The 24850-nt window shown below is 59.5% G+C and carries 29 protein-coding genes; 10 read left to right on the forward strand and 19 right to left on the reverse strand.

Going from position 1 to position 24850, the window contains the following annotated elements; all coding sequences use genetic code 11:
* The 6 genes from C1949_RS09585 to ccoN all read right to left on the reverse strand — a co-directional run bounded on the left by C1949_RS09585 (window position 1) and on the right by ccoN (window position 5285).
* Complete coding sequence (locus C1949_RS09585) at window positions 1-519, reverse strand: FixH family protein (RefSeq protein ID WP_170063048.1); 519 nt, start codon at window positions 517-519, stop codon at window positions 1-3.
* Between the two features lie 17 nt (window positions 520-536).
* A complete protein-coding gene (gene ccoG / locus C1949_RS09590; protein ID WP_104738255.1) occupies window positions 537-1946 on the reverse strand; it encodes a cytochrome c oxidase accessory protein CcoG in 1410 nt (469 codons plus the stop codon).
* 206 nt (window positions 1947-2152) lie between these two features.
* Entirely contained in the window at window positions 2153-3043 is an 891-nt protein-coding gene (ccoP, locus tag C1949_RS09595; RefSeq protein ID WP_104738256.1) for a cytochrome-c oxidase, cbb3-type subunit III, read from the reverse strand.
* The gene (locus tag C1949_RS09600; protein WP_104738257.1) at window positions 3040-3231 is read right to left on the reverse strand and encodes a cbb3-type cytochrome oxidase subunit 3; all 192 of its coding nucleotides are present in this window, start codon (window positions 3229-3231) and stop codon (window positions 3040-3042) included. Before C1949_RS09600 ends, ccoP begins: the two co-directional genes overlap by 4 nt.
* Before the next feature lie 6 nt (window positions 3232-3237).
* Window positions 3238-3846, reverse strand: a complete 609-nt coding sequence (gene ccoO / locus C1949_RS09605) for a cytochrome-c oxidase, cbb3-type subunit II (RefSeq protein WP_104738258.1) — start codon at window positions 3844-3846, stop codon at window positions 3238-3240.
* Between the two features lie 11 nt (window positions 3847-3857).
* Window positions 3858-5285 (reverse strand): cytochrome-c oxidase, cbb3-type subunit I, encoded by a 1428-nt coding sequence (ccoN, locus tag C1949_RS09610; protein ID WP_104738259.1) that lies wholly within the window; start codon window positions 5283-5285, stop codon window positions 3858-3860.
* Window positions 5286-5627: 342 nt separating this feature from the next.
* Here ccoN and C1949_RS09615 point away from each other — a divergent pair, with 342 nt between their 5' ends.
* The gene (locus C1949_RS09615) at window positions 5628-6245 is read left to right on the forward strand and encodes an alpha/beta family hydrolase (protein WP_104738260.1); all 618 of its coding nucleotides are present in this window, start codon (window positions 5628-5630) and stop codon (window positions 6243-6245) included.
* A gap of 54 nt (window positions 6246-6299) precedes the next feature.
* Here the strand turns inward: C1949_RS09615 and C1949_RS09620 are convergent, their stop codons facing one another.
* The 3 genes from C1949_RS09620 to C1949_RS09630 form a co-directional block, all read right to left on the reverse strand.
* Window positions 6300-8006: a methyl-accepting chemotaxis protein gene (locus tag C1949_RS09620; protein ID WP_104738261.1), complete on the reverse strand. Its 1707-nt coding sequence runs from the start codon at window positions 8004-8006 to the stop codon at window positions 6300-6302.
* Between the two features lie 169 nt (window positions 8007-8175).
* Window positions 8176-9456 carry a TRAP transporter large permease gene (locus tag C1949_RS09625; RefSeq protein ID WP_104738262.1) on the reverse strand — a complete coding sequence of 427 codons (1281 nt, stop codon included), beginning with the start codon at window positions 9454-9456 and terminating at the stop codon, window positions 8176-8178.
* 22 nt (window positions 9457-9478) lie between these two features.
* Window positions 9479-10072, reverse strand: a complete 594-nt coding sequence (locus C1949_RS09630; protein WP_104738263.1) for a TRAP transporter small permease — start codon at window positions 10070-10072, stop codon at window positions 9479-9481.
* A gap of 237 nt (window positions 10073-10309) precedes the next feature.
* Between C1949_RS09630 and C1949_RS09635 the strand changes: the two genes are divergently transcribed.
* The 3 genes from C1949_RS09635 (at window position 10310) to dcd (ending at window position 13336) form a co-directional block, all read left to right on the forward strand.
* Window positions 10310-11464, forward strand: coding sequence for a TRAP transporter substrate-binding protein (locus C1949_RS09635; RefSeq protein ID WP_104738264.1), 1155 nt, complete (start codon window positions 10310-10312; stop codon window positions 11462-11464).
* A 134-nt stretch (window positions 11465-11598) separates the two neighbouring features.
* Window positions 11599-12690, forward strand: a complete 1092-nt coding sequence (apbC, locus tag C1949_RS09640) for an iron-sulfur cluster carrier protein ApbC (protein ID WP_104738265.1) — start codon at window positions 11599-11601, stop codon at window positions 12688-12690.
* Window positions 12691-12769: 79 nt separating this feature from the next.
* Complete coding sequence (gene dcd, locus C1949_RS09645; RefSeq protein WP_104738266.1) at window positions 12770-13336, forward strand: dCTP deaminase; 567 nt, start codon at window positions 12770-12772, stop codon at window positions 13334-13336.
* Window positions 13337-13505: 169 nt separating this feature from the next.
* Here the strand turns inward: dcd and C1949_RS09650 are convergent, their stop codons facing one another.
* The 4 genes from C1949_RS09650 to C1949_RS09665 form a co-directional block, all read right to left on the reverse strand.
* Window positions 13506-14222: a TorF family putative porin gene (locus tag C1949_RS09650; protein ID WP_104738267.1), complete on the reverse strand. Its 717-nt coding sequence runs from the start codon at window positions 14220-14222 to the stop codon at window positions 13506-13508.
* Window positions 14223-14453: 231 nt separating this feature from the next.
* Window positions 14454-14885, reverse strand: coding sequence for a GNAT family N-acetyltransferase (locus C1949_RS09655; RefSeq protein WP_104738268.1), 432 nt, complete (start codon window positions 14883-14885; stop codon window positions 14454-14456).
* Window positions 14885-15058 carry a DUF1328 domain-containing protein gene (locus C1949_RS09660; RefSeq protein ID WP_104738269.1) on the reverse strand — a complete coding sequence of 58 codons (174 nt, stop codon included), beginning with the start codon at window positions 15056-15058 and terminating at the stop codon, window positions 14885-14887. Before C1949_RS09660 ends, C1949_RS09655 begins: the two co-directional genes overlap by 1 nt.
* Before the next feature lie 152 nt (window positions 15059-15210).
* Complete coding sequence (locus C1949_RS09665; RefSeq protein ID WP_104738270.1) at window positions 15211-15621, reverse strand: BON domain-containing protein; 411 nt, start codon at window positions 15619-15621, stop codon at window positions 15211-15213.
* A gap of 230 nt (window positions 15622-15851) precedes the next feature.
* Between C1949_RS09665 and algB the strand changes: the two genes are divergently transcribed.
* A complete protein-coding gene (gene algB / locus C1949_RS09670; protein ID WP_104738271.1) occupies window positions 15852-17198 on the forward strand; it encodes a sigma-54-dependent response regulator transcription factor AlgB in 1347 nt (448 codons plus the stop codon).
* The gene (locus C1949_RS09675) at window positions 17195-18970 is read left to right on the forward strand and encodes an ATP-binding protein (protein ID WP_104738272.1); all 1776 of its coding nucleotides are present in this window, start codon (window positions 17195-17197) and stop codon (window positions 18968-18970) included. The genes algB and C1949_RS09675 overlap by 4 nt, the downstream gene beginning before the upstream one ends.
* Window positions 18971-18976: 6 nt before the next feature.
* On the opposite strand, the gene C1949_RS09680 is transcribed toward C1949_RS09675, so the two are convergent.
* Window positions 18977-19189 (reverse strand): hypothetical protein, encoded by a 213-nt coding sequence (locus C1949_RS09680; RefSeq protein WP_104738273.1) that lies wholly within the window; start codon window positions 19187-19189, stop codon window positions 18977-18979.
* A 194-nt stretch (window positions 19190-19383) separates the two neighbouring features.
* On the opposite strand from C1949_RS09680, the gene C1949_RS09685 reads away from it, so the two are divergent.
* Window positions 19384-19701, forward strand: coding sequence for an ORF6N domain-containing protein (locus tag C1949_RS09685; RefSeq protein ID WP_104738274.1), 318 nt, complete (start codon window positions 19384-19386; stop codon window positions 19699-19701).
* Here C1949_RS09685 and C1949_RS09690 read toward each other — a convergent pair.
* The 5 genes from C1949_RS09690 to C1949_RS09710 all read right to left on the reverse strand — a co-directional run bounded on the left by C1949_RS09690 (window position 19643) and on the right by C1949_RS09710 (window position 23255).
* Complete coding sequence (locus C1949_RS09690; RefSeq protein WP_104738275.1) at window positions 19643-20230, reverse strand: LysE family translocator; 588 nt, start codon at window positions 20228-20230, stop codon at window positions 19643-19645. The genes C1949_RS09685 and C1949_RS09690 overlap by 59 nt on opposite strands.
* Window positions 20231-20277: 47 nt before the next feature.
* Complete coding sequence (locus C1949_RS09695) at window positions 20278-21120, reverse strand: AraC family transcriptional regulator (protein WP_104738276.1); 843 nt, start codon at window positions 21118-21120, stop codon at window positions 20278-20280.
* A 109-nt stretch (window positions 21121-21229) separates the two neighbouring features.
* Window positions 21230-21808 carry an LOG family protein gene (locus C1949_RS09700; RefSeq protein WP_104738277.1) on the reverse strand — a complete coding sequence of 193 codons (579 nt, stop codon included), beginning with the start codon at window positions 21806-21808 and terminating at the stop codon, window positions 21230-21232.
* Window positions 21809-21916: 108 nt separating this feature from the next.
* Window positions 21917-22645 (reverse strand): hypothetical protein, encoded by a 729-nt coding sequence (locus C1949_RS09705; protein ID WP_104738278.1) that lies wholly within the window; start codon window positions 22643-22645, stop codon window positions 21917-21919.
* Window positions 22635-23255 (reverse strand): hypothetical protein, encoded by a 621-nt coding sequence (locus C1949_RS09710; protein WP_104738279.1) that lies wholly within the window; start codon window positions 23253-23255, stop codon window positions 22635-22637. Before C1949_RS09710 ends, C1949_RS09705 begins: the two co-directional genes overlap by 11 nt.
* A 166-nt stretch (window positions 23256-23421) precedes the next feature.
* Here C1949_RS09710 and C1949_RS09715 point away from each other — a divergent pair, with 166 nt between their 5' ends.
* From C1949_RS09715 to C1949_RS09725, 3 genes are read left to right on the forward strand one after another with little or no spacing between them, the layout of a single operon-like run.
* The gene (locus tag C1949_RS09715; protein ID WP_104738280.1) at window positions 23422-23829 is read left to right on the forward strand and encodes a GFA family protein; all 408 of its coding nucleotides are present in this window, start codon (window positions 23422-23424) and stop codon (window positions 23827-23829) included.
* Between the two features lie 6 nt (window positions 23830-23835).
* Window positions 23836-24096 (forward strand): hypothetical protein, encoded by a 261-nt coding sequence (locus tag C1949_RS09720; protein ID WP_104738281.1) that lies wholly within the window; start codon window positions 23836-23838, stop codon window positions 24094-24096.
* Window positions 24097-24098: 2 nt separating this feature from the next.
* Window positions 24099-24731 (forward strand): FMN-binding negative transcriptional regulator, encoded by a 633-nt coding sequence (locus C1949_RS09725; RefSeq protein WP_104738282.1) that lies wholly within the window; start codon window positions 24099-24101, stop codon window positions 24729-24731.
* Window positions 24732-24850: the final 119 nt, after the last annotated feature.

Here is a 24850-nt window from a genome sequence, read left to right on the forward strand (position 1 = left end):
TTACTTTGCAGTCAGCTGGTATTGCTTTCCCTTGGCCAGATGCAGTTCACCGGTCAGGCGCCATCCATCGTCGCCTGAGTTGTCCGGGTCACCCAGTTCGATGTAACGACGCCCTTCGATACGATTTTCCAGCTGACCGGTGTAGGTGTTGCCCTGAATTTGGCGCAACACGATGCTGCGGTCGCGGGAGGCGTGGGTCGGTGAGATTAGATCGAGTTTGAGACTGCTTGGCAGCGGCTGCAGCTCGCCACCGAGCTGCAGGCTGATATCGCCGGTCACATCGTCGATACTGAAGCCAGCCACAATGCCCAGCCTGCTGGCATTGTGGTCCTGGTCCAGGTACATGTTGATGGCCTTGCCTTCACTGTAGTAATTGTCGCGAACCAGACTGTCAGGATTGAGGGTTGCGACCATCAGCAGGCCAATACCAATGAGCACCGCAAAACCAAGGATGGCAATAACAAACCATGCCCAGAACTGCTTATACCAGGGTGAGGTTGAATTGAGGTGCTGCGTCATGCTTGGTCCTGTGGTCATCAGCGAACCTGCGGTGCCATAAAGCGGCTTTCGGCTTCGGCGCGCACGTCCTCATCATCAGTTGCGGTCACTTTGAAGGTGATCGGGATGTTGGTCGCACCACCCAGCTCGGCCGGATCCATCTGCACGTTCAGAGGCAGCTCCAGCTTGTGGCTAGGGGCTACGGTGAGACGGTTGTCGGGCAGTTCCAGTTTCAGGCCCGGATGCCCGGCCACCTCGATCTGATAGGTTCGCTCGGTCTGTGCCTTGTTGAAAACTTTGACAATGTACACGTTCTCGACATCACCAGCACTGGTTTCTCGATACAGAACGTTGCGGTCGCGTTCAATATCCAGCGACACCTGGCTGAGGTTGCCCACAGTGATGATGAACAGGCAGATCATGGCCACCAGAGCGGTACCGTAGCCGATCAGGCGAGGGCGCAGCCAATGGGTGTTCTTGCCTTCCAGCGCGTGCTCAGTGGTATAGCGAATCAGGCCGCGCGGGTATTCCATCTTGTCCATGATTTCATCACAGGCGTCGACGCAGGCAGCACAGCCGATGCACTCGTACTGCAGGCCTTCACGAATGTCGATGCCGGTAGGGCAGACCTGGACACAGACCTGGCAATCGATGCAGTCACCCTTGCCAACTTCTGCCGGATCGACCCCTTTCTTGCGTGCGCCGCGTGGCTCACCGCGTTTGGTGTCGTAGGAAACGATCAGGGTGTCGGCATCAAACATGACGCTCTGGAAGCGGGCGTAGGGGCACATGTAGATGCACACTTGCTCACGCAGCCAGCCAGCGTTGATGTAGGTCGCGGCGGTAAAGAAAAATACCCAGAACAGTGCCCAGCCAGCGATCTGCAGGGTGAAGATGTCGACGAACAGCCCGCGAATAGGCGTGAAATAGCCGACGAAGGTAATCGCGGTGATCAGTGATACCGCCAGCCAGATGCTGTGCTTGGCCGCCTTGCGCAGGAACTTGTTGGCGCTCATGGGGGCGTTGTCGAGCTTGAGTCTGGCGTTGCGCTCACCTTCGGTTACGCGCTCGGCCCACATGAAAATCCAGGTCCACACGGTCTGCGGGCAGGTATAGCCGCACCAAACGCGGCCAGCGAACACGGTAATAAAGAACAGGCCGAAGGCGCAGATGATCAGTAGAAACGACAGCAGGAAGAAGTCTTCCGGTTGGAAGGTTGCGCTGAAGATATGGAACTGGCGCGCTGGCAGGTCCCACAGCACGGCCTGGCGGTCGCCCCACGGCAGCCAGACGGTGCCGAAGTAAAGCAGAAACAGGAAGGCTACACCGAGCAGCCGAATGTTCTTGAACAGGCCCTTGTAGGAGCGGGTCTGAATCTTGTTGCGTTTGGCATACAGGTCGATGGTTTCGACCTTGGGAGTCACATCTTCGAGAGGGATCTTGCTCATGGTCAGGCTAACCCTATCAGGCAGGTAGGATGGCTAGGCAGACTGGCCTCACGTAGGGACAGACTTTGCCTTCAGTACAGAAAATAGACCTCTTGGGCCAGTAGAACAATGCGACCGGTAGTCGCGTGCAGGGTCTATTGACCTAGGTCATAAAGTAAAACGGGGAGACCTAGTCTCCCCGTTTTACTGTCAGAACACCCTGCGTGTTACTGCGCGTCTTTGTGGGACAGGCTGTAAACGTAGGAGGCGAGCATGTGAATCTTGTCCTCGCCCAGGTGTGCCTGAGTCGGCATGTGACCGTTACGACCGTAGCGGATAGTCTGCTGGACTTGCAGGTTGCTGGAACCGTACAGCCAGATGTCGTCGCTCAGGTTCGGCGCACCCAGTTGCTGGTTGCCCTTGCCCTCGGGGCCGTGGCAGACCGCACAGGTGTTGGTGTAGATAGTCTTGCCTGCTGCCAGGTCGACACCTTCGGTTTCCAGACCAGACAGGCTGCGGACGTAGCCAGCGACGTTACGTACACCGTCTTCGCCGATGACCGCCAGCCAGGCCGGCATCGCAGCCTGACGGCCGCCACGCAGGGTGGTCTTGATGGTCTCCGGGTCACCGCCATACAGCCAGTCGTTGTCGGTCAGGTTCGGGAAGCCGAACGCGCCGCGGGCGTCAGAGCCGTGGCAGACCGAGCAGTTGGTGGCAAACAGACGTTGGCCGATGGCAACCGCTTCCGGGATCTTCGCGACGTCTTCTACCGGCATGGCCGTGTATTTGGCAAAGATCGGCGCAAAGCGCTCTTCGGCTCTGGCAACTTCAGCCTCGTACTGGCCAACCTGGGTCCAGTTCAGGTAGCCCGGCCATTTGCCCAGGCCCGGGAACAGGAACAGATAGACCGCAGAGAAGACCATGGTCAGGATGAAGAGCATGAACCACCAGCGGGGCAGGGGGTTATCGTACTCCTCAATACCGTCAAAGCTGTGGCCCATGGTCTCGTTGGTCGGGCCGGGACGCTGGGTTTTGCGGGTGGCCAGCAGCAGCCAGAGGATCAGGCCAAGGCAGGTCAGGGTCAGAATGACAATGTACCCGCTCCAGAAATTAGTCATTGCTTGTTACTCCTAGCATCTTTGTGCTGCTCGTCCGAGGTCTCTTGCACGTCGTCGTCGGCAAACGGCAGCTGAGCGGCTTCGTCGAAGTCCTTCTTCTTGTATGAGCTGTAGGCCCAAATCACGACGCCGATGAAGGCCACCATGGCGAAGACGGTGCCGAGACCCTGGAGAGTGCTGTTATCCATGGTGGCTTACCGATCCGACAGGACAGTGCCGAGGTGCTGCAGGTAGGCGATCAGAGCATCCATTTCGGATACACCCTGAACGGCTTCCTTGGCACCGGCGATGTCTTCGTCGGTATAGGGAACACCCATGCTGCGCAGCACTTCCATCTTCTTGGCGGTGTACTTGCCATCAAGTACGCCTTCCTGAAGCCAGGGGAATGCAGGCATTTTGGATTCCGGCACTACATCCTGAGGTTTGATCAGGTGAGCGCGGTGCCAGTCGTCGGAGTAACGACCGCCGACACGAGCCAGGTCCGGACCGGTACGCTTGGAGCCCCACAGGAAGGGGTGATCCCAAACGCTTTCACCGGCAACCGAGTAATGACCATAACGCTCGGTCTCGGCACGGAACGGACGGATCATCTGCGAGTGGCAGCCAACGCAGCCTTCACGGATGTAGATGTCGCGACCTTCCAGTTCAACCGCAGTGTAAGGGCGCAGGCCCTCAACCGGTTCGGTGGTTTCTGGCTGGAAGAACAGCGGGACGATCTGCACCAAGCCGCCGAAGCTGATCGCAATGACCATCAGGACGACCATCAGACCAAGGTTTTTTTCTACTGTTTCATGCAGTTTCATTAACGCGTCCCTCAGGCAGTCTGTGCGGCGGCTTCGAGGTTGGCCGCTTTGCTGTGGCGCACGGTACGCCATACGTTGTAGGCCATCAGCAGCATGCCGATCAGGAAGAAGGCACCGCCGATTGCGCGGACGATGAAGCCATAGTGGCTTGCTTCCAGTGCTTCAACGAAGGAGTAGGTCGGTGTGCCGTCTACGTTCACTGCGCGCCACATCAGGCCCTGGGTGATGCCGTTGACCCACATGGAGACGATGTACAGTACGGTACCGATGGTCGCCAGCCAGAAGTGGGTGTTGATCAGCGCGGTGCTGTACATGGCTTCACGGCCGAACACTTTCGGGATCAGGTGATACAACGAGCCAATGGAGATCATGGCAACCCAGCCCAGTGCACCGGCGTGTACGTGACCAATGGTCCAGTCGGTGTAGTGCGACAGCGCGTTGACGGTTTTGATGGCCATCATCGGGCCTTCAAAGGTGGACATGCCGTAGAACGCCAAAGCCACAACCAGGAAGCGCAGGATCGGGTCGGTGCGCAGTTTGTGCCAGGCGCCGGACAGGGTCATCATGCCGTTGATCATACCGCCCCAGGAGGGTGCCAGCAGAATCAGGGACATAACCATGCCCAGGGACTGAGCCCAGTCAGGCAGAGCGGTGTAGTGCAGGTGGTGCGGACCGGCCCAGATGTAGATCGCGATCAGCGCCCAGAAGTGCACGATGGACAGGCGATACGAGTAGATCGGACGCTCTGCCTGCTTGGGAACAAAGTAGTACATCATGCCCAGGAAGCCGGCAGTCAGGAAGAAACCAACCGCGTTGTGGCCGTACCACCATTGAACCATGGCGTCGGTTGCACCGGCATACAGCGAGTACGACTTGGTCAGGCTGACCGGAATCGCCATGCTGTTGACGATGTGCAGGACGGCAACGGTGATGATGAAGCCACCGAAGAACCAGTTACCTACATAGATGTGCTTCATCTTGCGCTTCATGATGGTGCCAAAGAACACCAGAGCATAGCTGACCCAGACGACAGCAATCAGGATGTCGATCGGCCATTCCAGCTCGGCGTATTCCTTGCTGGAGGTCAGACCCATCGGCAGGGTAACGGCGGCGAGCACGATGACTGCCTGCCAGCCCCAGAACGTAAAGGCTGCCAGGCCATCAGAGACCAGGCGCGCCTGCGAGGTACGTTGTACCACGTAGTAGGAAGTGGCAAACAGGGCACATCCGCCGAAGGCGAAGATGACCGCGTTAGTGTGCAACGGACGCAAACGTCCGAAGGTAGTCCACGGCAAGCCAAAATTCAGTTCGGGCCAGACCAGTTGGGACGCAATGAAGACGCCCATGGCCATGCCCACGATACCCCAGACCACCGTCATGACGGCGAACTGGCGTACCACCTTATAGTTATAGGCTGTCGGAGTGGTAGCTGTGCTCATGCGAGATTCCACGGATAGCAGTTGGTTTATGGGTATTAAAGCGTTGGCAAGTATGAGGAAAGCCCGTGCTCATTGCAATGACATAGGTCAGTGCTACGGTGCCTTGCAGAGCCTCTGAGCTGGTCGGTTGCGGTAGCCAAAAGCAGGCATTCAGCTGCTCTTTGCTGACTGCCTTATGCCCCCGAGCGACCTGCACAGGGCGCTGCGCAGTTCTGCCATTGGCGGCAGACCGTGCCTCGCTCTTGAGCCTAGCCAGCTATTGCCGAGAAGTGAAGCTGGCAGGCGTCGCCAGTGTGTGACAAGGTGTCGCACTGTTTCAGTGCATATATATAAAAGGAAGGCATGAGCGTTTCATTTCTTGTTGATGAACCAACTGGCGCTCCGTTAGCACAGCTGTTGCTGGCTCATGGCGCGGGCGCCCCGATGGATAGCCCGTTCATGGATTTGCTCGCGGCGGCGCTGGCTGCGCGTCACGTGCGGGTGCTGCGCTTCGAGTTTCCTTATATGGCCGAGCGGCGGGAAACCGGGCGCAAGCGTCCACCGAATCCGATGCCGGTGCTGCAATCTGCGTTTCGTGATCAGGCGGGTCGGATTGATGCTCCTTTCTATGTCGGAGGCAAGTCGATGGGCGGGCGGGTCGCCAGCATGCTGGCTGCCGAGATCGGCGCCAGTGGCTTTGTGTGTTTCGGCTATCCATTTCATCCGCCGGGCAAGCCGGAGCGCACCCGTATTGATCATCTGCAGGAGCTGGGTTGCCGCGGGTTGATAGTGCAGGGTACCCGCGACCCGTTTGGCAAGCCGGATGAGGTGGCTGGCTATGCGCTGGACCCCGCGTTGCGTTTGCACTGGCTGCAAAGCGGTGAGCACGACTTCAAGCCGCTCAAGGCCAGCGGGTTGTCCCAGCAAGGGCTGATAACGGAGGCCGCCGAGGTGGCGGCCGGGTTTATGCGCGGCATTTGAGGCGCGGCCGGGTCGCCGTCCCGCTGCGTCTGCTCCTGAGGCTTGCTGGCAAGGTTACACGCCAAGCGCTGCCGGCATTACCGCAGCTGACATGGTGCCCCAGCGGCGGCCCTTGACGAACAAGGGAACGTAAAGCACGAAAATCACGGTGCTGGTGCCGGGTAGCACGAAGGTCCCCAGGTTCAGATAGGTGCAACTGCTCATCACCCGCAGGTCGCTCTCGCTGGCGACAGCAAAGCGCTTGTAGTTGCTGCGTGCGGCGTCGATGCGCGGGTCTCCGGTCGGCGGCTGTGACGAGGCGCTGCGACTGGTCGGCAGGTAGCCTTTCTCGTTCACTGCGGCCATATAGACAATGCCGTCCTTGCCGCCCTTGTCCCACTCATCCAGCAGTGGCCGAATGCGCTCGATGAAGGCATCTGCCCAGCGCACGTCGTGTTTCGGAGGATTGGTGTTTGGGATGGGGGAGTAGTTCTGATCGAACAGATCAACGCCTGTTGCGGCAATCTGATCCAGCTGCGATTCGATTTCGTGCCGGCGCGCCATCAACAGTTCGGTTACCGCCTCCATATGGCCTTCGCCGAGCCGGAACCCGGCCAGCGAGCGCAGCGTCAGGTTGGTGTTGTCACGCAACGAGTCGGCCTGGCTGAGGCTGGACTCCATATGCTGGCTGATGGTGATACTCAAATCGCGAATTTCACCCCCATGCTTGAGCGTCTCGGCATTCGTAGCGGTCAGCTCTTCCAGCGCGCTGCTGACCACCAGCAAGTCATCGTTGGCGCGCTGGAAGTCGTCGACCATGGCGTCGAACTGATCGGCGGCGCTGCTGACCGCGACGCCTGCTGATGCCGCCTGTTCCTGCATGCCCTGGGTTTGCTGGTCAGCGCCGGCCATGGCGCTGGACATCTCTTCCATAAGCTGACTGATCTGGTCAGCCGCGCTGCCTACCTTGATTGACAGGTTACGGACCTCGTCGGCAACAACGGCAAAGCCGCGGCCTTGCTCTCCGGCACGCGCCGCCTCAATGGCAGCGTTGAGCGCGAGCATGTTGGTCTGTGCGGAAAAGTCCTGCACGGTGGTCAGGATCTCGCGAATACGGCTGGATGTGGTATTCAGTGCGCTGACGTTGTCCTTGAAGCCACTCATGACGTCGCCGATGCGCTGCATCTGCGTACGCGCGTCATTCATCTGCACGCGCGACTCGCGGGCGACGTCGAGGTTGCGTGCGTTCACTTCGGTGACGCCACTGGCTCGATGGGAAATATCCTGCAATGCGCTGGTGGTCTGCTCGCTGGCCTGGAAGATCAATTCGGACAGTTGTTGCTGGACCTGGGCGTCCCGCGCCGCCTGCTCTGACAGTAGCCGGCTATTGGCCGAGGCGAGGGCGGTGGCCAGGCTGTTGTGCTGCAGCTCGATAATCACGCCGCGCAGGCGATTATTCAGCTGCGCAAAGGTTTGGCTGGCGTCGTCCTGTTCGAGCTGCTGGGGGTTGAGCCGAAGGTCGATTTGGCTGCTGTTGATGCGAGTAAAGAGTTGGGCAAGGCCGCTGCTGCTGCGCTGGCGCGCCAGCCCCTGCCAGGTAAACGCCAAGGTCGGCAGGATCATCGCCGCTGCGACCCAGAACAGCACGCCAGACGTGCTGGCAAGGACCGCAGCAAAGAAAAAAGCTTCGCACGCAAGCAGGCCGCTGAGGGTCAGACGTCCGCTGGTTAAGCTGGATGCGGGGGTGTCCGCAAGGGCGTTGCTTTGTTGTTGGGATATCATGCGGCCTCCGTGGCTGCCTGGTATTAGTTGTTATCTCGGCAGTGACAAGGAAGGCTTTCGCAGTGGTTTTTTACGCGCTTCCCTGCTGTCTGCTTGCCAGCATATCGGCGCCGTTTCCCATTTGCGATAGGGCATTTATGCCATTGTTAGCGACATATTTCTTTGCCGCCTATTTGGCCAGCGAAGGCAGCCACAGCGACAACTGTGGAAATAGCACCAGCAGAGCGGTTGCCAGCAACAGAATGAGAATAAAAGGAGGCGTTCCGCGAATAACCTCAAAGTAGGGACGGCGGAAGATCGCCATGGCGGTGAAGATATCGCAGCCGAACGGCGGGGTTGCGGAGCCGATGGCGGCTTGCAGGGTGACAATGACACCCACATGCACCGGGTCGAGGCCGGCGGCTTCCACGGCGGGCTTGAACAGCGGGGTCAGGATCAGGATCACCACAATTGGGTCGACGAACATGCAACCGATGAAGAATGAAATCGCAATCAGCCCGAGTACCAGGGTGGGGCTGTCGCCAATGCTGGCAATCACCGGTTCCAGGATGGCCTGGGGAATCCCGGCGAAGGAAATGGCGTAGGTAAAGGCGTTGCCGGCTGCGACCAGAATGAAAACCACAGCAGTAATCAGCCCGGTGGAAAGCGCGACGTCCCACAGCTCGGTCAGCTTGACCGCACGCAACACCACGACCTCCAACACCAGTGCATACAGCACAGCGATGGCCGCTGCCTCGGTCGGGCTGAAGATGCCGCCATAGATGCCGCCAACCACCACCAGAGGAAAACCCAGCGGCAGCAACGCTTTCTTTAGTGCGGTCAGTCGGGTCGCCCAGTCGCTGCGCGGCTCGGGGGCGATACCCATGCGAATTGAGGCAATCCAGCAGTAGATGGAAAACAGCAGCAGAATCAGCAGGCCCGGAATGATCCCGGCGATAAACAGATCGCCGATCGACGAGCCAGAGATAACGCCGTAGATGATCATGCCGATACTCGGCGGGATCAGCAGCGCGATGTCGCTGGCATTGATGATCAGTGCCAGGGTGAAGGTATCGGAGTAGCCCTTTTCCAGCAGTTTCGGCCGCATTGGCCCACCCATCGCGACGACCGTAGCCTGGGTGGAGCCGGAGACCGCGCCGAACAGGGTACAGCTGGCTGCGGTGGTGATTGGCAGCCCGCCGCGCAGGTGGCCGACAAAGCTCTGAACCAGGTCCAGCAAGCGATTCGCGGTGTGCCCTCGGGTCATGAGATCGGCGGCGAAGATGAACAGCGGGACGGCGGCGAGTGCCCAAGATTGAACGCCGCTAATCATCTGCCCCATCAGCAGTTCGACATTGCCCAGCCCGATCACCAAAAACAGCAGCATCAGTGCCGCGACCAGCAACGGCACCATCATCGGAAAACCCAGGGCCAGCAGCGTGATCATGGTTATCAGGGTTAGGGTCAGCATGGGAGGTCCGTGTCGGTGCGGTTCAGAGAGTGCCGTCGTCGGGCGCGGCCAGATACTCGTCTTTCTCGGTGAAGGAGCGATAGGTATCGCGTGAGGTGAGGTTGCGTACGGCGGTCAGGCAAAACTGGATGCCGGCCAAGGCCAGGCCAATAGGCGCGGCGAGATAGGGAATCCACAACGGGATTTGCAAGGCCGATGAGGTTCGACCCCGTTCAGCCATGGTGGCTACGTATTCGCCGGCATACCAGGCCAGGTAGAACATCAGCGCCGCTGTGCCGAGACTAATGATGATCAGCATTACCTTGCGCGGCAGACCGCTGAGCTGGTCGAAGAAAGCCGACATGCTGATATGGCGAGCCCGACGGACGGCGTAACCAAGGCCGGCGAAGGTCATGATAACCAGGCTCATCTGGGTCAGTTCCACCTGGCCGGTGACGCCGTTGCCGAGCAACTGGCGGCCCAGTACGTGGATTATCAGCAGGCCCGCCAGAAACAGCACGCTGGCGCCAAGAATGCCCTTTTCCAGCCATTCGGTCAGGCGGTCAACGCCCTCGAGCAGGCGCAGTACAGCGGAAGCGGGACGACGTTTTGCCGAGCTGTCGGCAGGTCGGGACATCGGTTTGTTCCTTTTCGCGGCGCTAACGGTCAAATTGTGACCGAAAAGGCTAACTCCGGGAGTTAGGCGCCGACTTCTGTGTGCAAATGGACGTATTGGTCACATTCGATTCAGATGGTGAATTTGCTCTCCTTTTTTGACCTTAGCGCATATGAATCGTCTTTGCACGACGTGAACATGTGCGTTTGCTGTGTTAGGGTCTGACAGGAATCCAGAACAATTGAAAAGGAGTGTTCCATGAATTTGCGTAATGGATGTCTTGCAGCGGCTGCTGTCTTGCTGGCTGCCTGCGGTTCCGAGGAAGAACCTGTTGCTGGTGACAGCAGCACGGCGGCACCGGAGCAGAGCACTATTGCCCAAGTGGAAGAAGTGGAAACCGAAACCTGGGGTTTCGCTCTGGAAGAGATTGAGGGCAGCGTGCAGTATGAGTACGGGGCCAAGTTTGCAGAGCTGATCAAACAGAAAACCGGCGGGGCGGTTGAGGTCAAACTTTACCCCTACGGTCAGCTCGGTGGTTTGACCGACATCTATGATCAGGTTCAGTCTGGCGCGGTCCAGTTTGCTTTCGGCTCCGGCTTTCTCGGCGGCACGGTGCCCGAGTCGCAGCTGTTCAGCCTGAACTTTGTGCTGACCGATGACGAAAAGACCAACACGGAAATTCTCAACGCTCCCGAGTTCCGCAAAAACGACGATCTGGTTGCCTCCTATCGTGACCGCGGCTTGCAGCCGCTGGCCATTGTCCCTGAGGGCTGGCAGGTCTGGAGTGCCAATAAGGCTGTCAGGTCACCGGCTGATTTCGACGGTATGGCTATCCGCACCATGGACAACCGCCTGCTGCGCGAGACTTACAGCGCCTACGGTGCCGATCCGACTACCATGGAATACGGTGAGTTGTTCAGTGGCATGCAGCTGGGCCAACTGGACGGCAATATCCAGCCCGTATTTGCCCATCAGGAGATGGACTTCTACAAGGTTCAGGACTATCTGATCTTTGCCAATCAGGCGCAGTTTATCGCCACCTTCATGGCCAACAGCGACTGGTATGACGGCCTGACCGAAGAGCGCAAGGACATCATTGATGATGCGGTCGTTGAGCTGGTGCCGTGGATTCATGAAGTGCAGACGCGGCTGAACACCGAACGCCTGGACATCATCACCGAGAACAGTGACATCGAACTGGTTTACCTAACGCCCGAGGAGCGCGAGGTATTCCGCGAGCGCAGTTTGCCGGTGCGCGATGTGTTTGCCGAGATGGTGGGCGAGCGCGGTACCCGTCTGATGAACACCTTGATTGAGCAAGTCGAGGCTGCCTCGGCGGGCAAAGAAGCCGAGCAACCGGCTCAGAGTGAAGCCGACTCTGCCGCAGAAGAGCCATTGAAAGACGCTGCCTGAGCAATCAGCAGTGATGCGCGGCCCGTCCGGGAAACCGGTCGGGCCGCGTTGCGTTTGGCCCTGTACCCTTTCATCGTGACAGATGAGCCAGTAGCATAGCGGCCTGTTTCCTCCAGTCCTTCCGGGATATCGCCATGACTACGCTTGATCGCGCCGCTGTTGAGCAGGCCCTCGCTCAATATCAGGACCCTTACCTTCGCACCGACTTGCTGAGCGCCGGGTGTTTGCGCCGGCTGGATATTGATGGTGGTCGGGTCGAGGCCGAGCTGGTGCTGGGTTACGCCGCGGGTAGTTTGGTCGGTGGTATCGCCCAAATGATGCAGATGGCGGTCGAGAATATTGACGGCGTGACCGCAGCGAAGGTCAGCGTGCGCTGTGACGTTCAGGCTGGCAACGTGCAGGGTCAGGTGCCGGCGCTGGAGAAGGTCAAGAACATCATCGCTGTTGCCTCTGGCAAGGGCGGTGTCGGCAAGTCTACGACCGCAGCCAACCTGGCGCTGGCGCTGGCGCGCGAAGGTGCCAAGGTGGGCGTGCTGGATGCCGACATCTATGGTCCGAGCATGGGGCTGATGCTGGGTCTGCCGGAAGGGACCCGTCCGCAGGTCAGTGATGGCAAGTGGTTTGTGCCGCCGCGCGCGCATGGCCTGCAAGTGATGTCGATGGCGTTTCTGGTTGACGACAACACGCCGGTGGTATGGCGCGGGCCGATGGTGTCGGGCGCGCTGATGCAGCTGCTGACCCAGACCGCCTGGGATGAGCTGGACTATCTGGTAGTCGACATGCCGCCAGGTACCGGAGATATCCAACTGACGCTGGCGCAGAAGGTACCTGTGACCGGCGCGGTGATCGTCACCACCCCGCAGGACCTGGCGCTGCTCGACGCCCGCAAGGGCATCGGCATGTTCGAGAAGGTTAATATTCCGGTGCTGGGTGTGGTCGAGAATATGGCCATTCACATCTGCTCCAACTGCGGTCATGCCGAGCACCTGTTCGGTGAGGGCGGTGGCGAGCGGCTGGCGGCGGACTATGGCGTGGAGTTGCTGGGTTCGATGCCGTTGTCGATGATGATTCGTGAACAGGCCGATGGCGGCAAGCCGACTGTCATTGCCGAACCGGAGTGCCAGATCAGCATGGTCTACCAGGATATGGCACGCCATGCTGCCGCACGTATCGTCGAGTTGGCGAACGCCGCACAGATGCCGGAAATCAGTATCAGCGACGACTGAATCTCCGGACTTTTGTCGGCGGGTATAACCCGGTAACATGCAGAGTCTTTTTTTCGCACCGCCTATTTCAGGACACGCCATGAGCATCAAATCCGACCGTTGGATCCGTACCATGTCCCAGGAACACGGGATGATCGAGCCCTTTGTCGAGCGCCAGATACGCGGTGCGGAAGGCGATCGGGTGATTTCCTACGGTGTATCGAGCTATGGCTACGATGTCCGCTGTGCCAATGAGTTCAAGGTGTTCACCAACATCCACTCGGCTGTGGTTGATCCGAAGAACTTTGATGACAAGAGCTTCGTCGACATTCAGAGCGATGTCTGCATTATTCCGCCGAACTCCTTCGCGCTGGCGCGTACTGTCGAGTACTTCCGTATTCCGCGCAATGTGCTGACCATCTGTCTGGGCAAGAGTACCTACGCGCGTTGCGGCATCATCGTCAACGTCACGCCGCTGGAACCGGAATGGGAAGGTCACGTGACGTTGGAGTTCTCCAACACCACCAACCTGCCGGCGAAGATCTATGCCAACGAAGGTGTGGCGCAGATGCTGTTCTTTGAATCGGACGAGCCCTGCGAAGTGTCCTACCGCGACCGCGGCGGCAAGTACCAGGGCCAGCGCGGTGTAACCCTACCGCGCGCCTGATTGCACAGGGAAGGAAAAACCGGCCATGGGCCGGTTTTTTTGTGCTTGTGATTCAGGCAAAAAAGAGCCGGTTTGCATGCCTGCCGTGGAACAGGCTGCGAACCGGCGTAAGGTACTGCGTTAGCTGACGGGAACCCCGGAGCAGGGCGCCCGTTTTCAGATGGTGCTCTTACAGCGACTTGGAAACCGACAGGGTGACGTTGGCATCGCAAGAGTCGGAATCGGAGTAGGCGCAGTCGCTACCCAGGTCGGTGTCGCTGTACATGACAGCCCAGTCCAGACCCAGTGCGGTTTTACCCAGGGTAACGGCCCAGTCAGCGTACTTCTCGTCACCATCAACGCCATCCAGCGGGTCTTTGGTGTCAGTCAGGCCGTAGTGCAGGCCCAGGCCGATGTCGTAAGGCAGGGCGAAGTCGTAACCGACGTAGGTGTACAGCGCGCTGGACGGATCGTAGGCGTACTTGGCGCCGACGGTGAAGCCATACAGGCTCAGGCTGGCCAGGGCTTCTTCAACGTCGATGGAGCTGTTTTTCGGGTACGTGTAGGTAGCCCACTGCAGGTCGTAGCTGATGTCGTCGGTGATGTTTCCGCCGTAACCGGCGTAATAGTCGATCTCAACGCTGGAGCCGCCAAAGTCGTCGCCGTCGATGTTGGATGCCCAAGCGCCGATGTACAGGCCGCTTTCGTGTGCGAAGTCCAGGCTGCCCTGGATCGCGCCGGCGCCGTCAGTTTGAGACTGACCACGCCAGATGTAATCGGTAGCCAGCGTGACGGTCATGCTGGAGTCAATTTTGCCAATGGCGGTATCGAATTCTTCAGCGTGAGCCATGTTGGCAAAAGACAGTGTGCTGGCGGTAGCAACGGCAACTGCGAGTTTCTTCATCATCACGTATTACCCCGTAGGTTTTTGATTTAAGTGCGTTGGCATAGGTCCTATAGCATTTTGCTTGCCAAAAAATAATTTTCTTCTTAAATCAATTGCTTGGGGTTTGTTTGGTGAAAGTTTGATCAGTTGTCGATGAGGCGGGATAGAGGCGGTGCGCGTTATTGGTGCGGGTGTTTTGCCATTGTGTCGCATTCTGTGGCAATCACTGTGCCAGCTTTTCAGGAAAGGGGTTTACCGGCCCGGATTCACCATGGCGATAAGCGATTTGCTGCGTTGATAGCGGGCCAGACGGTCGCGCAGCGGCGCTGGCGCCATGTCGCTGGGCTGGAAGCCATTGAGGGAGTAGAGCGGCGCAAGGGCCGGATTGCAGAACAGCCATATGTCGTTCTGATAGTGCGCTCTGACGGTTTGCAGCAGTTGGCTGGCCAGGCGCTTGCCACGTTCACCGGGAGCGACCAGCAAACCGGTTAGCCACCAGCACTGTTCGATTGGCTGAAGGCATAGACTGGCAGTGATCTGCGGGTTCCTGGCGACCCACACGTGCTGGTCGCCGCGCGCTTTCATGCCGCGCTGGTATTGCCGGTAAAGACGGTTTACCAACGGCAGTTGTTCGGCTGGCAGGCGGGTGATCAGCGGCTGCCGTGGTGGATCGTCTCCAGGCACTAGCGTTCCCGCTGCCTGCCGCGCTTGCCCAGCAGGATGCTGACAGCCGCCAGACCCAGGAATACGGGGACCAGCAACTTGGCGGCACTGGCGTAGTCCTGATCAAAGCCGCCGAAGGCAAATACCGCTGCGGATAGAGCGATGATGGTGAAGGTGATAGCCCAGTTGTACATGGGGGATCTCCTTGGTGTGTTGACACTGATGGCTTGAAGCGGTCCGGCGTCCAGTGCGCCTGCCTGGGTTGTTTCGATTATATGAAAATAGATCGCGGATTTGTGTGGTGTGCTCATGTTGATTTCCTCTGGCAGGGTCGTGGCGTGCGGATTTACAGACTCAGACGGCCCTTGGCGACCAACGCCGCTGGCAGGGGGGGGCGGTTGTTCACCGGTTGCGCGCTGCCGATACGCAGGGAGCTGGTATCAACGCTTCGCACTCCGGGAGTGTGCAGGGCGGTCTCGGTGGCGACGCGGAAGTCGTTGTTGTTGAGCACGGTGCCGCTCAGCGTTACGACGCCTTTGTTGCAGCTGACCCTTATCTGGATGCCTCGCGTGTTACCCTGCCAGGCTAGGCGTGACTCCAGCGCGCGGGTGATGCTGGCGTCGTCGTGTGATTGAACTATCGCCGGGTGACTCTGCTCCATGCTGTACGGGCCGGTTGAAGCGGGGGTGCCGAATACCAGGCTTGAGAGCAGGCTGGTGGACAGGGCAAGCAAGGCTGGGGGTATGGCGCTGTGCATGTCATCTATCTCCGTTGAATGTCCTTATCGAGTGTCGCTTGTGGCGAACTTCGCTGAAGTCAGTACAGATAGAGCAAGCACTGTGCCGTAATTGTTTGATATTTTATTTCAATTAAATCAATAGCTTATGTGTTTTTGTAATGGTGTGGGTAATGCGTATTGCATGATTGCTTTAAAGTTGTCGTGCAATTTGCATGAGGCGTGGGCGGATGACTGGAGTTAAAGACAAGATGGAAGCGAATCAAGGCAACGGACGAATTCTGCTGGTTGATGATGAGCCAGCCATTTTGCGCACCTTCCGTTATTGCCTGGAGGATGAAGGCTATCAGGTTGCTACCGCCAGCAGTGGTGCGCAGGCGGAGGCGGTGCTGCAGGGGCAGGTTTTTGACCTGTGCTTTCTGGACCTGCGCCTTGGCGAGGAGAGCGGCCTTGATGTAATGGCGCGGATGCGCGTGCAGGCCCCCTGGATGCGGGTGGTCATTGTGACTGCGCACTCGGCCGTTGATACGGCGGTAGATGCCATGCAGGCCGGTGCTTCCGATTATCTGGTCAAACCCTGCAGCCCGGACCAGCTCCGGATGGCGGCCGCCAAGCAGCTGGAGGTGCGTCAGATGGAAGCGCGTCTGGAAAGTCTCGAGCAGGCCGTTGAACAGACCCGGGTGGCACCGGAGTCCCGCAGCCCGGCGATGATGGCGGTACTCGAGACCGCACGCCAGGTAGCGGGCACTGACGCTAATATCCTGATCCTGGGCGAGTCGGGCACCGGCAAGGGTGAGCTGGCCCGTTTGATCCACGGCTGGAGCGGTCGTCATAAGCGTGATTGCGTGACCATCAACTGCCCCTCGCTTACCACTGAATTGATGGAAAGCGAGCTGTTTGGGCACAGCAAGGGCGCTTTCACCGGCGCCAGCGAGAGCACGCTGGGACGGGTCAGCCAGGCCGACGGCGGCACTCTGTTTCTGGACGAAATTGGTGATTTCCCGCTGACCCTGCAGCCTAAGCTACTGCGCTTTATTCAGGACAAGGAGTACGAACGGGTAGGGGATCCGGTGACCCGGCAAGCGGATGTGCGGATCCTGGCAGCGACTAACCTGGACCTTGCCGATATGGTCAAGGAAGGGCTGTTTCGGGAAGATCTGCTCTACCGGCTGAATGTGATCACGCTCACCTTGCCCCCGCTGCGCGAGCGGCGCGACGATGTGATTGACTTGGCTGAACGCTTCCTCGCACGCTTCGTCAAGGAATACGCCCGTCCGGCCAAAGGGTTCAGCGACGATGCCAGAGAAGCGCTGCTGAACCATGACTGGCCCGGTAATATCCGCGAGCTGCGCAACGTCATCGAGCGCGTCAGTATCATCTGTGCCGATGAGCTGGTTGGTGCCGGACATCTGGGGCTGGGTGAGCCGGACCCCGACAACGCAGCGCCGCGGGTCGGAGCCAATCTCAGTCTGAGTGAGCTTGAACGGGCGCACATTGCCGCTGTGCTGGCCTCCAGCGCAACGCTGGATCAGGCGGCGCGCACGCTTGGCATCGATGCCTCTACCTTGTATCGCAAGCGTAAGCAGCTTGGCTTATGAAGTTGCGGACTCAGTTGTTTCTCAGCAGCAGCGCGCTGTTGACCGTGGCGTTGGTCGGCCTGCTGGTGGGGCTGTTCGGGGTGCTGAGCCTGACCCAGTCGCAAACCTACAGTGTCGGCAGCAATATCGGCATTCTCAAAGCCTCACTCGGCATGCGGCAGGAGATAGGCAAGCAGGTCACGCTGTTGTTGTCCGAGCAGCTGGATCGCGATGCGCTGCAAGCCTCGGATCAGCAGTTCAAGGAATGGCTGGCTGAGGCCGGTGACCAGGCTACGACAGATGAAGACCGTCGGGCGGTAGCCGAGATTGGTCGTGCCTATGCGGTGTATGACAATGTTCTTCAGCGTCCGCGCAGCATGCGTCGCGACCTATTGGTTGATGATAGCTTCAGCCGCAGCGTGGCGGCGATGCGCGACCGGATCAACGAAGTGCAGTACCGCTATCTGGCGTACGTGGAAGAGGCAGAAACGACGGCCCACCAGCGCGCCTGGCTGATCGCGGGCTTGCTTAGCTTGATTGGGCTGGCAGTGCTGCTGCTGGGTTTGTTAACTGCGCATAGCATTGCTCAGCGCTTTGGACGGCCTATCGAGGCGCTGGCGCAGGCCGCAGACAAGATCGGGCGGGGGGACTTCAGCGTCACGCTGCCGCTATCGCCAGTCAACGAGATTAGCGCCTTGAGTCGCCGTTTTGGTGCCATGGCTGAAGCCCTGCGTCAGTTCAAGAACAGTGACCTGGAAGCCCTCCAGGCCGAGCAGCGGCGGTTGCAGGCGGTGCTCGACAGCATTGATGACGGCCTGCTGATCCTCGATCAGCAGGGCGATGTTGATCACTTCAACCCGGTAGCCCGCCGCCAGCTCGACTGGGACTCACGTGAACTGGGGCAGACGCTTGGCCAGGCAATGGGGCGTCCTGAGCTGGACGAGCAGGTGCGTGAAGTGCTGGCCGGGAATGCCTTTGGCAGTGAGCAGGAGGATCTGGCGGTCGAGGTGGCTGGTGAAATCCGTCTGCTGGATTACAGCCTGACGCCGGTCGTGCGTACCGACAGCTGGGTCCAGGGTGCGGTTATGGTACTGCGCGACGTCACCGAGCAACGGGCGTTCGAGCGGGTACGGCGCGAGTTTGTGCTGAGGGCATCGCATGAGCTGCGCACCCCGGTTACCGGCATGCACATGGCATTCGCTCTGCTGCAAGAGCGGTTGCAGTTTGCCGAGGGCAGCCGCGAGCGGGACCTGCTCGATACGGTAGACGAGGAAATGCGCAGGCTGGTCGACCTGATCAATGACCTGCTCAACTTTTCGCGCTACCAAAATGGCCTGCAGAAACTGGAGCTCGAACCCTGCAACCCGGTTGAGCTGGCCTCAGCCGCAGTCGCGCGTTTTCAGGCACAGGCTGAGGAGCGAGACATATCCTTGGTGCTGGAGGCCGGGGAAGAGGTGCCCCATGCGCGGCTCGACCGACTGCAGATCGAGCGGGTGCTGGATAACCTGATCGGCAATGCCTTGCGCCATAGCAACAGTGGTGGGCAGGTGGTAGTGCGAATACAGCGTCAGGGCGAGCGGGTGTTGTTCAACGTAGTCGATGACGGTGAAGGTATTGCCTACAGCCAGCAGGTACGGGTATTTGAACCCTTTGTTCAGGTTGGTAGCAAAAAGGGCGGTGCCGGCCTGGGCCTGGCACTGTGCAAGGAGGTGGTACAGCTGCACGGTGGCCATATCGGCGTACAGTCCCGCCCAGGGGCGGGTGCACAGTTCTATTTCACGCTGCCGCTCTAGGCCAGCCTAGCGCTTGCCCATGGAGCGACGAGTGCCGCGCGGTGGCATGTGTACCCGCTTGGTATGCGGATCGAAGCCGGCCTTGCCTTGCTGCGGCGATGCCGCTTTGCCGGTTTGCTTGCTCGCTGCGGCGAAGAGCGCGCCGAGGCCGGTCGGTTTCGTTGCGCCGACCGATTCCGTGTTTTCATCGCTCAGGCTGTGATCGTTTTGCTCGCTCATTTGCGGCTCTCCGGAGGCTGGGGCGGCGAGTATAGCTGCTTGCATACGCTGCCATAAGTCCTTGTTGCTGTGCTGCCGAGATGCTGCGCGCTGCTCTCTCTGGCCGTGTTGGCACATCTGCGGCGGGAAATGGCTATGGCCGCAGCCGGTGTTTTGGCAGAATGCCGGGCTAACCTCCGCTACAGACAGTGAACATGCAGCCTATTCAGTTTGCCAACGCAGACACCCTCAGTCTTCGCCAGCTTGATGAGCTGAACAAGGCGCCCAAAGGCACCAGCTTTCGGGTTTTTCGCCGTTGTGAAGCACAGCTGCAGGAGGGGCAGGACTTCTTCTACCTTGCTGCCGACGAGCACAAGGCGCTGATTGACAGCCTCAAGGCGAGCGGGCAGATCTACGCCACTACCGTCAATCTGGTGCTGCTGACCCGCTCGGGTTATGAGCGCATGATTGCACTCAGCCGAGCAGACCAAACCAGCCAGACCCCGCCAGCAGCACCCCCATCAGCAGATTGAAGCGGCGCATCGCAACAGCTGAATGCAGCCAGTGCCTGGTCTTCAGACCCAGCCATGCCCAGAGCAGCATGCAGGGAATAGCCATCAGCAGGAACAGCAGAGCGAGCAGCCAGGCCGGAGCGCCGGAGGTGCTCATGAATACGCCCACGACCGCCAACGCAACCGTCCAGGGTTTGGGGTTGATTACCTGCATCAGCGCGGCTGCGCCAGCGCCGAGCGGTTTATCCGTTACCGCGTCTGGGTCCTGTGCGATCTCGGCGCTGGCGATTTTCCAGCCAAGCCAGCTTAGCCAGAGCGCTCCAGCCCAGCCCAGCACCGCGGCGATCTCCGGTCTAGTCAGCAGGGTTACGCCGGCTCCCAGGCCGACTGCGAGCACCAGACCTGCCGATGCCAGGCAACCGCCGAACACGATTGGCAGACTGGCGCGCAGGCCGAAGCGCGCGCTACTGCTCATCGCCAGCAGATTGGTCGGGCCGGGGGTGATGGAAGCGACGAAAGCAAATACAAGAAAGGGCAACAGGGGGCTCAAGGCGGGGTCTCCCGAAGGTGGATTCGAGAGTCAGTCTGCCGTGCGTCTCAGCGTCGGTCTGGAAGGCCTGTGCAGTGCTGCTGATAGTGGGCAGGCGTCAAGCCGTAGGCGCGTTTGAACCAGCGACCAAGGTGGCTCTGATCGGCAAAGCCCAGCCCGACAGCGACATTGGCGGGCGCCTTGCCCGCTGCCAGTTGCCGACGGGCTTGCGCCAGTCGCAGCTGAACAAGATAGGCGTGCGGAGCGATGCCGAATGCGGCCTTGAAGGCGCGGTTCAGGCGAAAGCGGTCCACGCCGGTCACCATCGCCAGCTCATTCAGGCCAACATCTTCGTGCAGGTGAGCGTGCAGATAGTCCCGGGCGCGCAACGCGACTTGCGGCATGCGTGGGTTCGCTTCGGTGCGCTTGCGCCAATGGGTGTGCGCGGACAGCTGGCTGAGCAGATAGTCCAGGGCGGTCTGCCGGACGATGCGCAGCTCATGTTGGTGCAGAGTCTGAAAGGTACTGGCGATGGCAAAGATCAGCTCTGGCGACTGCGCTACGGTCATGCTCATGCCCGGCACACAGTGCTCGGGTGCATCGGCAAACAGCCCGCGTAGTTCGCGCTCCATCCAGCCTGGATCCAGATACAGCATGGAATAGGTGAAGCCGTCTTCGCTCGCTGCCTCGCCGTCATGCACCTCGCCCGGCTCGATCAGAATGACCTTGCCCGGCACACTGTCGTAACGCTGGTGTCCGCAATTAAAGCGCTGCACGCCCTGCTCGGTGTAGCCGACCAGATAGCTGTCGTGCCAGTGCGGATCGTAGGCGTGGCCCTCGAAATGGGCACGAATCGTCTCAATGCCGGTATCGGCATCCTGCTTGAGATCGATCCAGTTGCTGCTCTTCATGCGCACGGCTTCGGGTGACGGGTGTCAGTGCAGCATAACGCAGTGTTTGCGGGTGTCTGGAAGATTTGTGCACAGCAGCCCATGTTTCTTGGGGTGCTGTGCAGAGAGATTAGCGCTCCTGTGCCTTAACCCATTTGGACACGCTTGGCGGGGTATAGCTGCGGACCTTGTCGAGCAGGGTGTTTACTTCGCCGTCAACGATCAGCATGTCGCGGTAGGGCTGGCGCATAAAGCCTTCGGTGACGGCGTGGTTGAGGAACTCGATCAGCTTGTCGTAGTAACCGGCGGCGTTGAACAGGGCGCAGGGTTTCTGGTGGTGACCGAGTTGGCCCCAGGTCCAAACCTCGAACAGTTCTTCAAAGGTGCCGACGCCACCGGGCAGGGCGATAAAGCCATCCGACAGGTCGGCCATCATGGCCTTGCGCTCGTGCATGGAGCCGACTTCGTGCAGGGTGGTCAGGCCTTCGTGGGCGAGTTCGCGTTCAACCAGATGACGCGGGATCACGCCGATCACCTCTCCGCCAGCGGCCAGTGCAGCGTCGGCAACGGCACCCATCAGACCGACCTGAGCACCACCATAGACCAGGCCAATACCGGCGTTGGCTAGCGCGGTGCCGAGCTGTTGGGCGGCGGTAAGATACTCGGGGTTGTTACCGGGGCTGGACCCGCAGAAAACGCACAGACGCATGGGCTCTCCTGATGAGCTGAGGGGCGGGGAACGCTCAATGCAAGAGCGTCGTGAGGGCTGTCGATCTTACCCCCGCGAGGCTAATTTTTCCAGATTAGTCTGGTGCGGCTAACTGGTGATAAGCACGCGTGTTGCCAGCCCGGCGGCGATGCTGAAACCGAAACTGAGGAGCGTCCCCAGCAGGACATACTCGGACACCGGCCGTTTGGCCTGGCGGGTATCGTTGAAGCGCATGATGCTTTTGGCTGCGAGCAGAAAGCCGATAGCAGACCACTGCCCCATAACCACAAAGGCAAAGATCAGCATACGCTCCAGAAAACCGATCAGTCGGCCTGCCTGTTTCAGCGAGCGCTCATCCTGCAGGTCGTTGTGGTTGAGCCACGGGGTCAGAATCAAAGCGATCAGCGTTGAGGTGGGATGCAGGAGAAACAGTGCTGCCAGCAGTATTATCAGCACGTCCGGCTGAAGCAGCGCCGAGGCGCTCTCTACCAGTGCGTCCCAGCGACCGGTTGCACCGCTCCAGAGTAAAACCAGGACGGCGATTGGCAGTATCTGGCCCAGCAGCAGGCTGGTTGCAAAACGTGGCGGCCTGGTGATGCGTTGATGTTCCAGAATCAACTGGCTGACCAGTACGATAACGAAGGCCAGCAGCGCGGTTGTCAGACTCTGCGACAGCAGCAGAACAGCCGTCGCCACGGCCAGCGGCAATGCCTTGAGCATCAACCATGCCCGTTGCTGTGTCCTGGTTGCCTGCTCCGGCAGTGGCCGGGCGCTGGCCCAGAGGCTACTCAGCATGTGCAACACCAGCATCAGCGGCAGCAGTACGTTATCGGCCATCGGTGAGTTCCTGAATCCATTCGCGGCTGCGGGTAAGGTAGCGGTCGATCAGCGGGGCCTCGGCGCGTTGCAGCGCCTTATGTACGGTGACCTGGGACTTGCCGACCTGCTCGGCCAGCGCTTTTTGACTGGTGTTGGTGGTCGCGTGTAGCCACCAGGTTTCGGCCTCTACCCGTGTCCACTGATCAATGATGCGGGCGACAAACGCGGTCGGCAGCTCGGCGCGGTCGAGTAGGGTGGCATCGTGAGTGAACAGGCCAAGCGTTTCCTTTTTCATGCTGTCGAGCCCCTGGCCCGACAGGACAAAGGCTTCCCCGTAGCGGTTGCCTTCCGGCGCGGGGCCTATGCCGATGGCTATGCGTGCGTCGTAGCGCGCGTGCTCGGGGCTGGCGGCAATCAGGGCTGCCCGCAGCAGCAGCGCGCAGCGCATGGCGTCAGTGGCTGTTTCGAGTGTCAGTTGGAAGCCGTCGCCGCGGTAAATCTCATGGCTAAAGGTACAGACGTCAAGCAACTGCTCCAGTACCTTTCGTAGCTGATTGATGTATTCCTGCGTATTCTCGACACCTTGAGAGTCGATCAGATCGCCGGTGAGTACGGCTGCAATGGTCATAAGAGGCCTCTGGGTCATCTGTGCTGACGTTATCCTTTAAATGCTAATTTTTCAATATTAGCCTTTAGGGGGTAATTTTTTTTGCTTGCGCTGGCCTGATGTGGAAAAGAGGGAGGGCGGAGCCCTCAGCTGCTATCCGATAGCTGAACAACAGGAAGGAGTCGCCATGATTACCGGAAGTTGCCTGTGTGGTGGTATTCGTTTTGAGATTGATCAACCGCTGGCACCGATTCAGGTCTGCCACTGTGGCCAATGCCGCAAGGCACAGGGCACCGCTTTCGCCACCAATATTCCCGTAGCTGAGGCGCACTTTCGGCTGCAGGAAGGTGCTGAGTTGCTCAGAAGCTATAGCTCGTCACCGGGTAAACAGCGCTGTTTTTGCGACCGCTGCGGCTCACCGATCTATAGCTGCCACGAGCAGGTTCCGGGCGTGCTGAGGGTGCGTGCCGGGATACTGGATGGTGAGCTGGAGAGCAGAATGCAGGCGCACTTTTTCACCGCACACAAGGCCAACTGGTTCGAGATCAACGATGATCTGCCATGCTTTGCTGGACGGGCGCCTGCGGCGGAGTGATGGGCCATGCTTGAGTTGCTGGAAGCACTGGCGCGCGGGCTACTATTGCTCGGACGGTTGATGCTGGAGGCCGGCGCGGTGCTGGATATCAGCCTGCGCATACCGGGGCGCTGGCTGTTGCGTTGCCTGTGGCCACCGCATTGGTTCAAGCCGCACATTTATCGCGGTTGGCTGGAGAGTGCGGCTGGCATGGTGTTTTGGTTAGTGTTGGCACTGTCGCTGTATTATCTGGACCAGAATCTGTCTACCTGGATGTCATTGGAATAGCCATGTACTTGCCCGCTCACTTTGCCGAGACCCGCAGCGCAGAACTTCACGCGCTGATCAATGCCAATCCGCTTGGCGCGCTGGTGACCTGTGGGCCGAGCGGGCTGGACGCCAATCACCTTCCTTTCGAATTACTGGCCGAGCAGGGCGAGCACGGCACGTTGCAGGCGCATCTGGCGCGGGCGAACCCGCTGGTCGAGCAGATCGTCGACGGTATGAGCGTGCTGGTCATCTTTCAGGGACCGCAGGCTTATATTTCGCCCAACTGGTACCCGAGCAAACAGGCGTCGCATCGTCAGGTGCCTACCTGGAACTATCAGGTGGTGCACGCGCATGGCCGTATCCGCCTGCGTGACGACGAGCGTTATGTCCGTGGTGTGGTCGCGCGGCTGACCCGCGAGCATGAAGCGGCCTCTGGGCAGCAACGCCCCTGGAAAATGACTGACTCCAGCCCTGAGTACATCAACCAGATGCTGGCGGCCATCGTCGGAATCGAAATCGAGATTGAGCGGCTGATCGGCAAGTTCAAGCTGAGCCAAAACAAGACGCCGGAGGATGTGGCTGGTGCCGCAGCGGCGCTTGCAACTGGCGGGCATCACGATTTGGCCAGGGCGATGGGCAAATCAACGCCCTGACGCCTGCGATTGGCGAGTGACTCAGGAAGCCCTTTTTGGCTCGAAAAGCGGCACGTTAGCCCTGAACTGGTGCGCAATAGAGCCGTTTGTGGCGGTCAGGGCCGGTAACTGCGTGGCAA

The sequence above is a fragment of the Halopseudomonas oceani genome, assembly GCF_002903165.1.
In the GTDB taxonomy this organism is placed as follows: Bacteria; Pseudomonadota; Gammaproteobacteria; order Pseudomonadales; family Pseudomonadaceae; genus Halopseudomonas; species Halopseudomonas oceani.

Excerpts from the sequence above, each read along its gene's own strand:
- C1949_RS09585 (WP_170063048.1), bottom strand. The coding sequence starts at position 519 with ATGACGCAGCACCTCAATTCAACCTCACCCTGGTATAAGCAGTTCTGG.
- ccoG (WP_104738255.1), bottom strand. The coding sequence starts at position 1,946 with ATGAGCAAGATCCCTCTCGAAGATGTGACTCCCAAGGTCGAAACCATC.
- ccoP (WP_104738256.1), bottom strand. The coding sequence starts at position 3,043 with ATGACTAATTTCTGGAGCGGGTACATTGTCATTCTGACCCTGACCTGC.
- C1949_RS09600 (WP_104738257.1), bottom strand. The coding sequence starts at position 3,231 with ATGGATAACAGCACTCTCCAGGGTCTCGGCACCGTCTTCGCCATGGTG.
- ccoO (WP_104738258.1), bottom strand. The coding sequence starts at position 3,846 with ATGAAACTGCATGAAACAGTAGAAAAAAACCTTGGTCTGATGGTCGTC.
- ccoN (WP_104738259.1), bottom strand. The coding sequence starts at position 5,285 with ATGAGCACAGCTACCACTCCGACAGCCTATAACTATAAGGTGGTACGC.
- C1949_RS09615 (WP_104738260.1), top strand. The coding sequence starts at position 5,628 with ATGAGCGTTTCATTTCTTGTTGATGAACCAACTGGCGCTCCGTTAGCA.
- C1949_RS09620 (WP_104738261.1), bottom strand. The coding sequence starts at position 8,006 with ATGATATCCCAACAACAAAGCAACGCCCTTGCGGACACCCCCGCATCC.
- C1949_RS09625 (WP_104738262.1), bottom strand. The coding sequence starts at position 9,456 with ATGCTGACCCTAACCCTGATAACCATGATCACGCTGCTGGCCCTGGGT.
- C1949_RS09630 (WP_104738263.1), bottom strand. The coding sequence starts at position 10,072 with ATGTCCCGACCTGCCGACAGCTCGGCAAAACGTCGTCCCGCTTCCGCT.
- C1949_RS09635 (WP_104738264.1), top strand. The coding sequence starts at position 10,310 with ATGAATTTGCGTAATGGATGTCTTGCAGCGGCTGCTGTCTTGCTGGCT.
- apbC (WP_104738265.1), top strand. The coding sequence starts at position 11,599 with ATGACTACGCTTGATCGCGCCGCTGTTGAGCAGGCCCTCGCTCAATAT.
- dcd (WP_104738266.1), top strand. The coding sequence starts at position 12,770 with ATGAGCATCAAATCCGACCGTTGGATCCGTACCATGTCCCAGGAACAC.
- C1949_RS09650 (WP_104738267.1), bottom strand. The coding sequence starts at position 14,222 with ATGATGAAGAAACTCGCAGTTGCCGTTGCTACCGCCAGCACACTGTCT.
- C1949_RS09660 (WP_104738269.1), bottom strand. The coding sequence starts at position 15,058 with ATGTACAACTGGGCTATCACCTTCACCATCATCGCTCTATCCGCAGCG.
- C1949_RS09665 (WP_104738270.1), bottom strand. The coding sequence starts at position 15,621 with ATGCACAGCGCCATACCCCCAGCCTTGCTTGCCCTGTCCACCAGCCTG.
- algB (WP_104738271.1), top strand. The coding sequence starts at position 15,852 with ATGGAAGCGAATCAAGGCAACGGACGAATTCTGCTGGTTGATGATGAG.
- C1949_RS09675 (WP_104738272.1), top strand. The coding sequence starts at position 17,195 with ATGAAGTTGCGGACTCAGTTGTTTCTCAGCAGCAGCGCGCTGTTGACC.
- C1949_RS09680 (WP_104738273.1), bottom strand. The coding sequence starts at position 19,189 with ATGAGCGAGCAAAACGATCACAGCCTGAGCGATGAAAACACGGAATCG.
- C1949_RS09685 (WP_104738274.1), top strand. The coding sequence starts at position 19,384 with ATGCAGCCTATTCAGTTTGCCAACGCAGACACCCTCAGTCTTCGCCAG.
- C1949_RS09695 (WP_104738276.1), bottom strand. The coding sequence starts at position 21,120 with ATGAAGAGCAGCAACTGGATCGATCTCAAGCAGGATGCCGATACCGGC.
- C1949_RS09700 (WP_104738277.1), bottom strand. The coding sequence starts at position 21,808 with ATGCGTCTGTGCGTTTTCTGCGGGTCCAGCCCCGGTAACAACCCCGAG.
- C1949_RS09705 (WP_104738278.1), bottom strand. The coding sequence starts at position 22,645 with ATGGCCGATAACGTACTGCTGCCGCTGATGCTGGTGTTGCACATGCTG.
- C1949_RS09710 (WP_104738279.1), bottom strand. The coding sequence starts at position 23,255 with ATGACCATTGCAGCCGTACTCACCGGCGATCTGATCGACTCTCAAGGT.
- C1949_RS09715 (WP_104738280.1), top strand. The coding sequence starts at position 23,422 with ATGATTACCGGAAGTTGCCTGTGTGGTGGTATTCGTTTTGAGATTGAT.
- C1949_RS09720 (WP_104738281.1), top strand. The coding sequence starts at position 23,836 with ATGCTTGAGTTGCTGGAAGCACTGGCGCGCGGGCTACTATTGCTCGGA.
- C1949_RS09725 (WP_104738282.1), top strand. The coding sequence starts at position 24,099 with ATGTACTTGCCCGCTCACTTTGCCGAGACCCGCAGCGCAGAACTTCAC.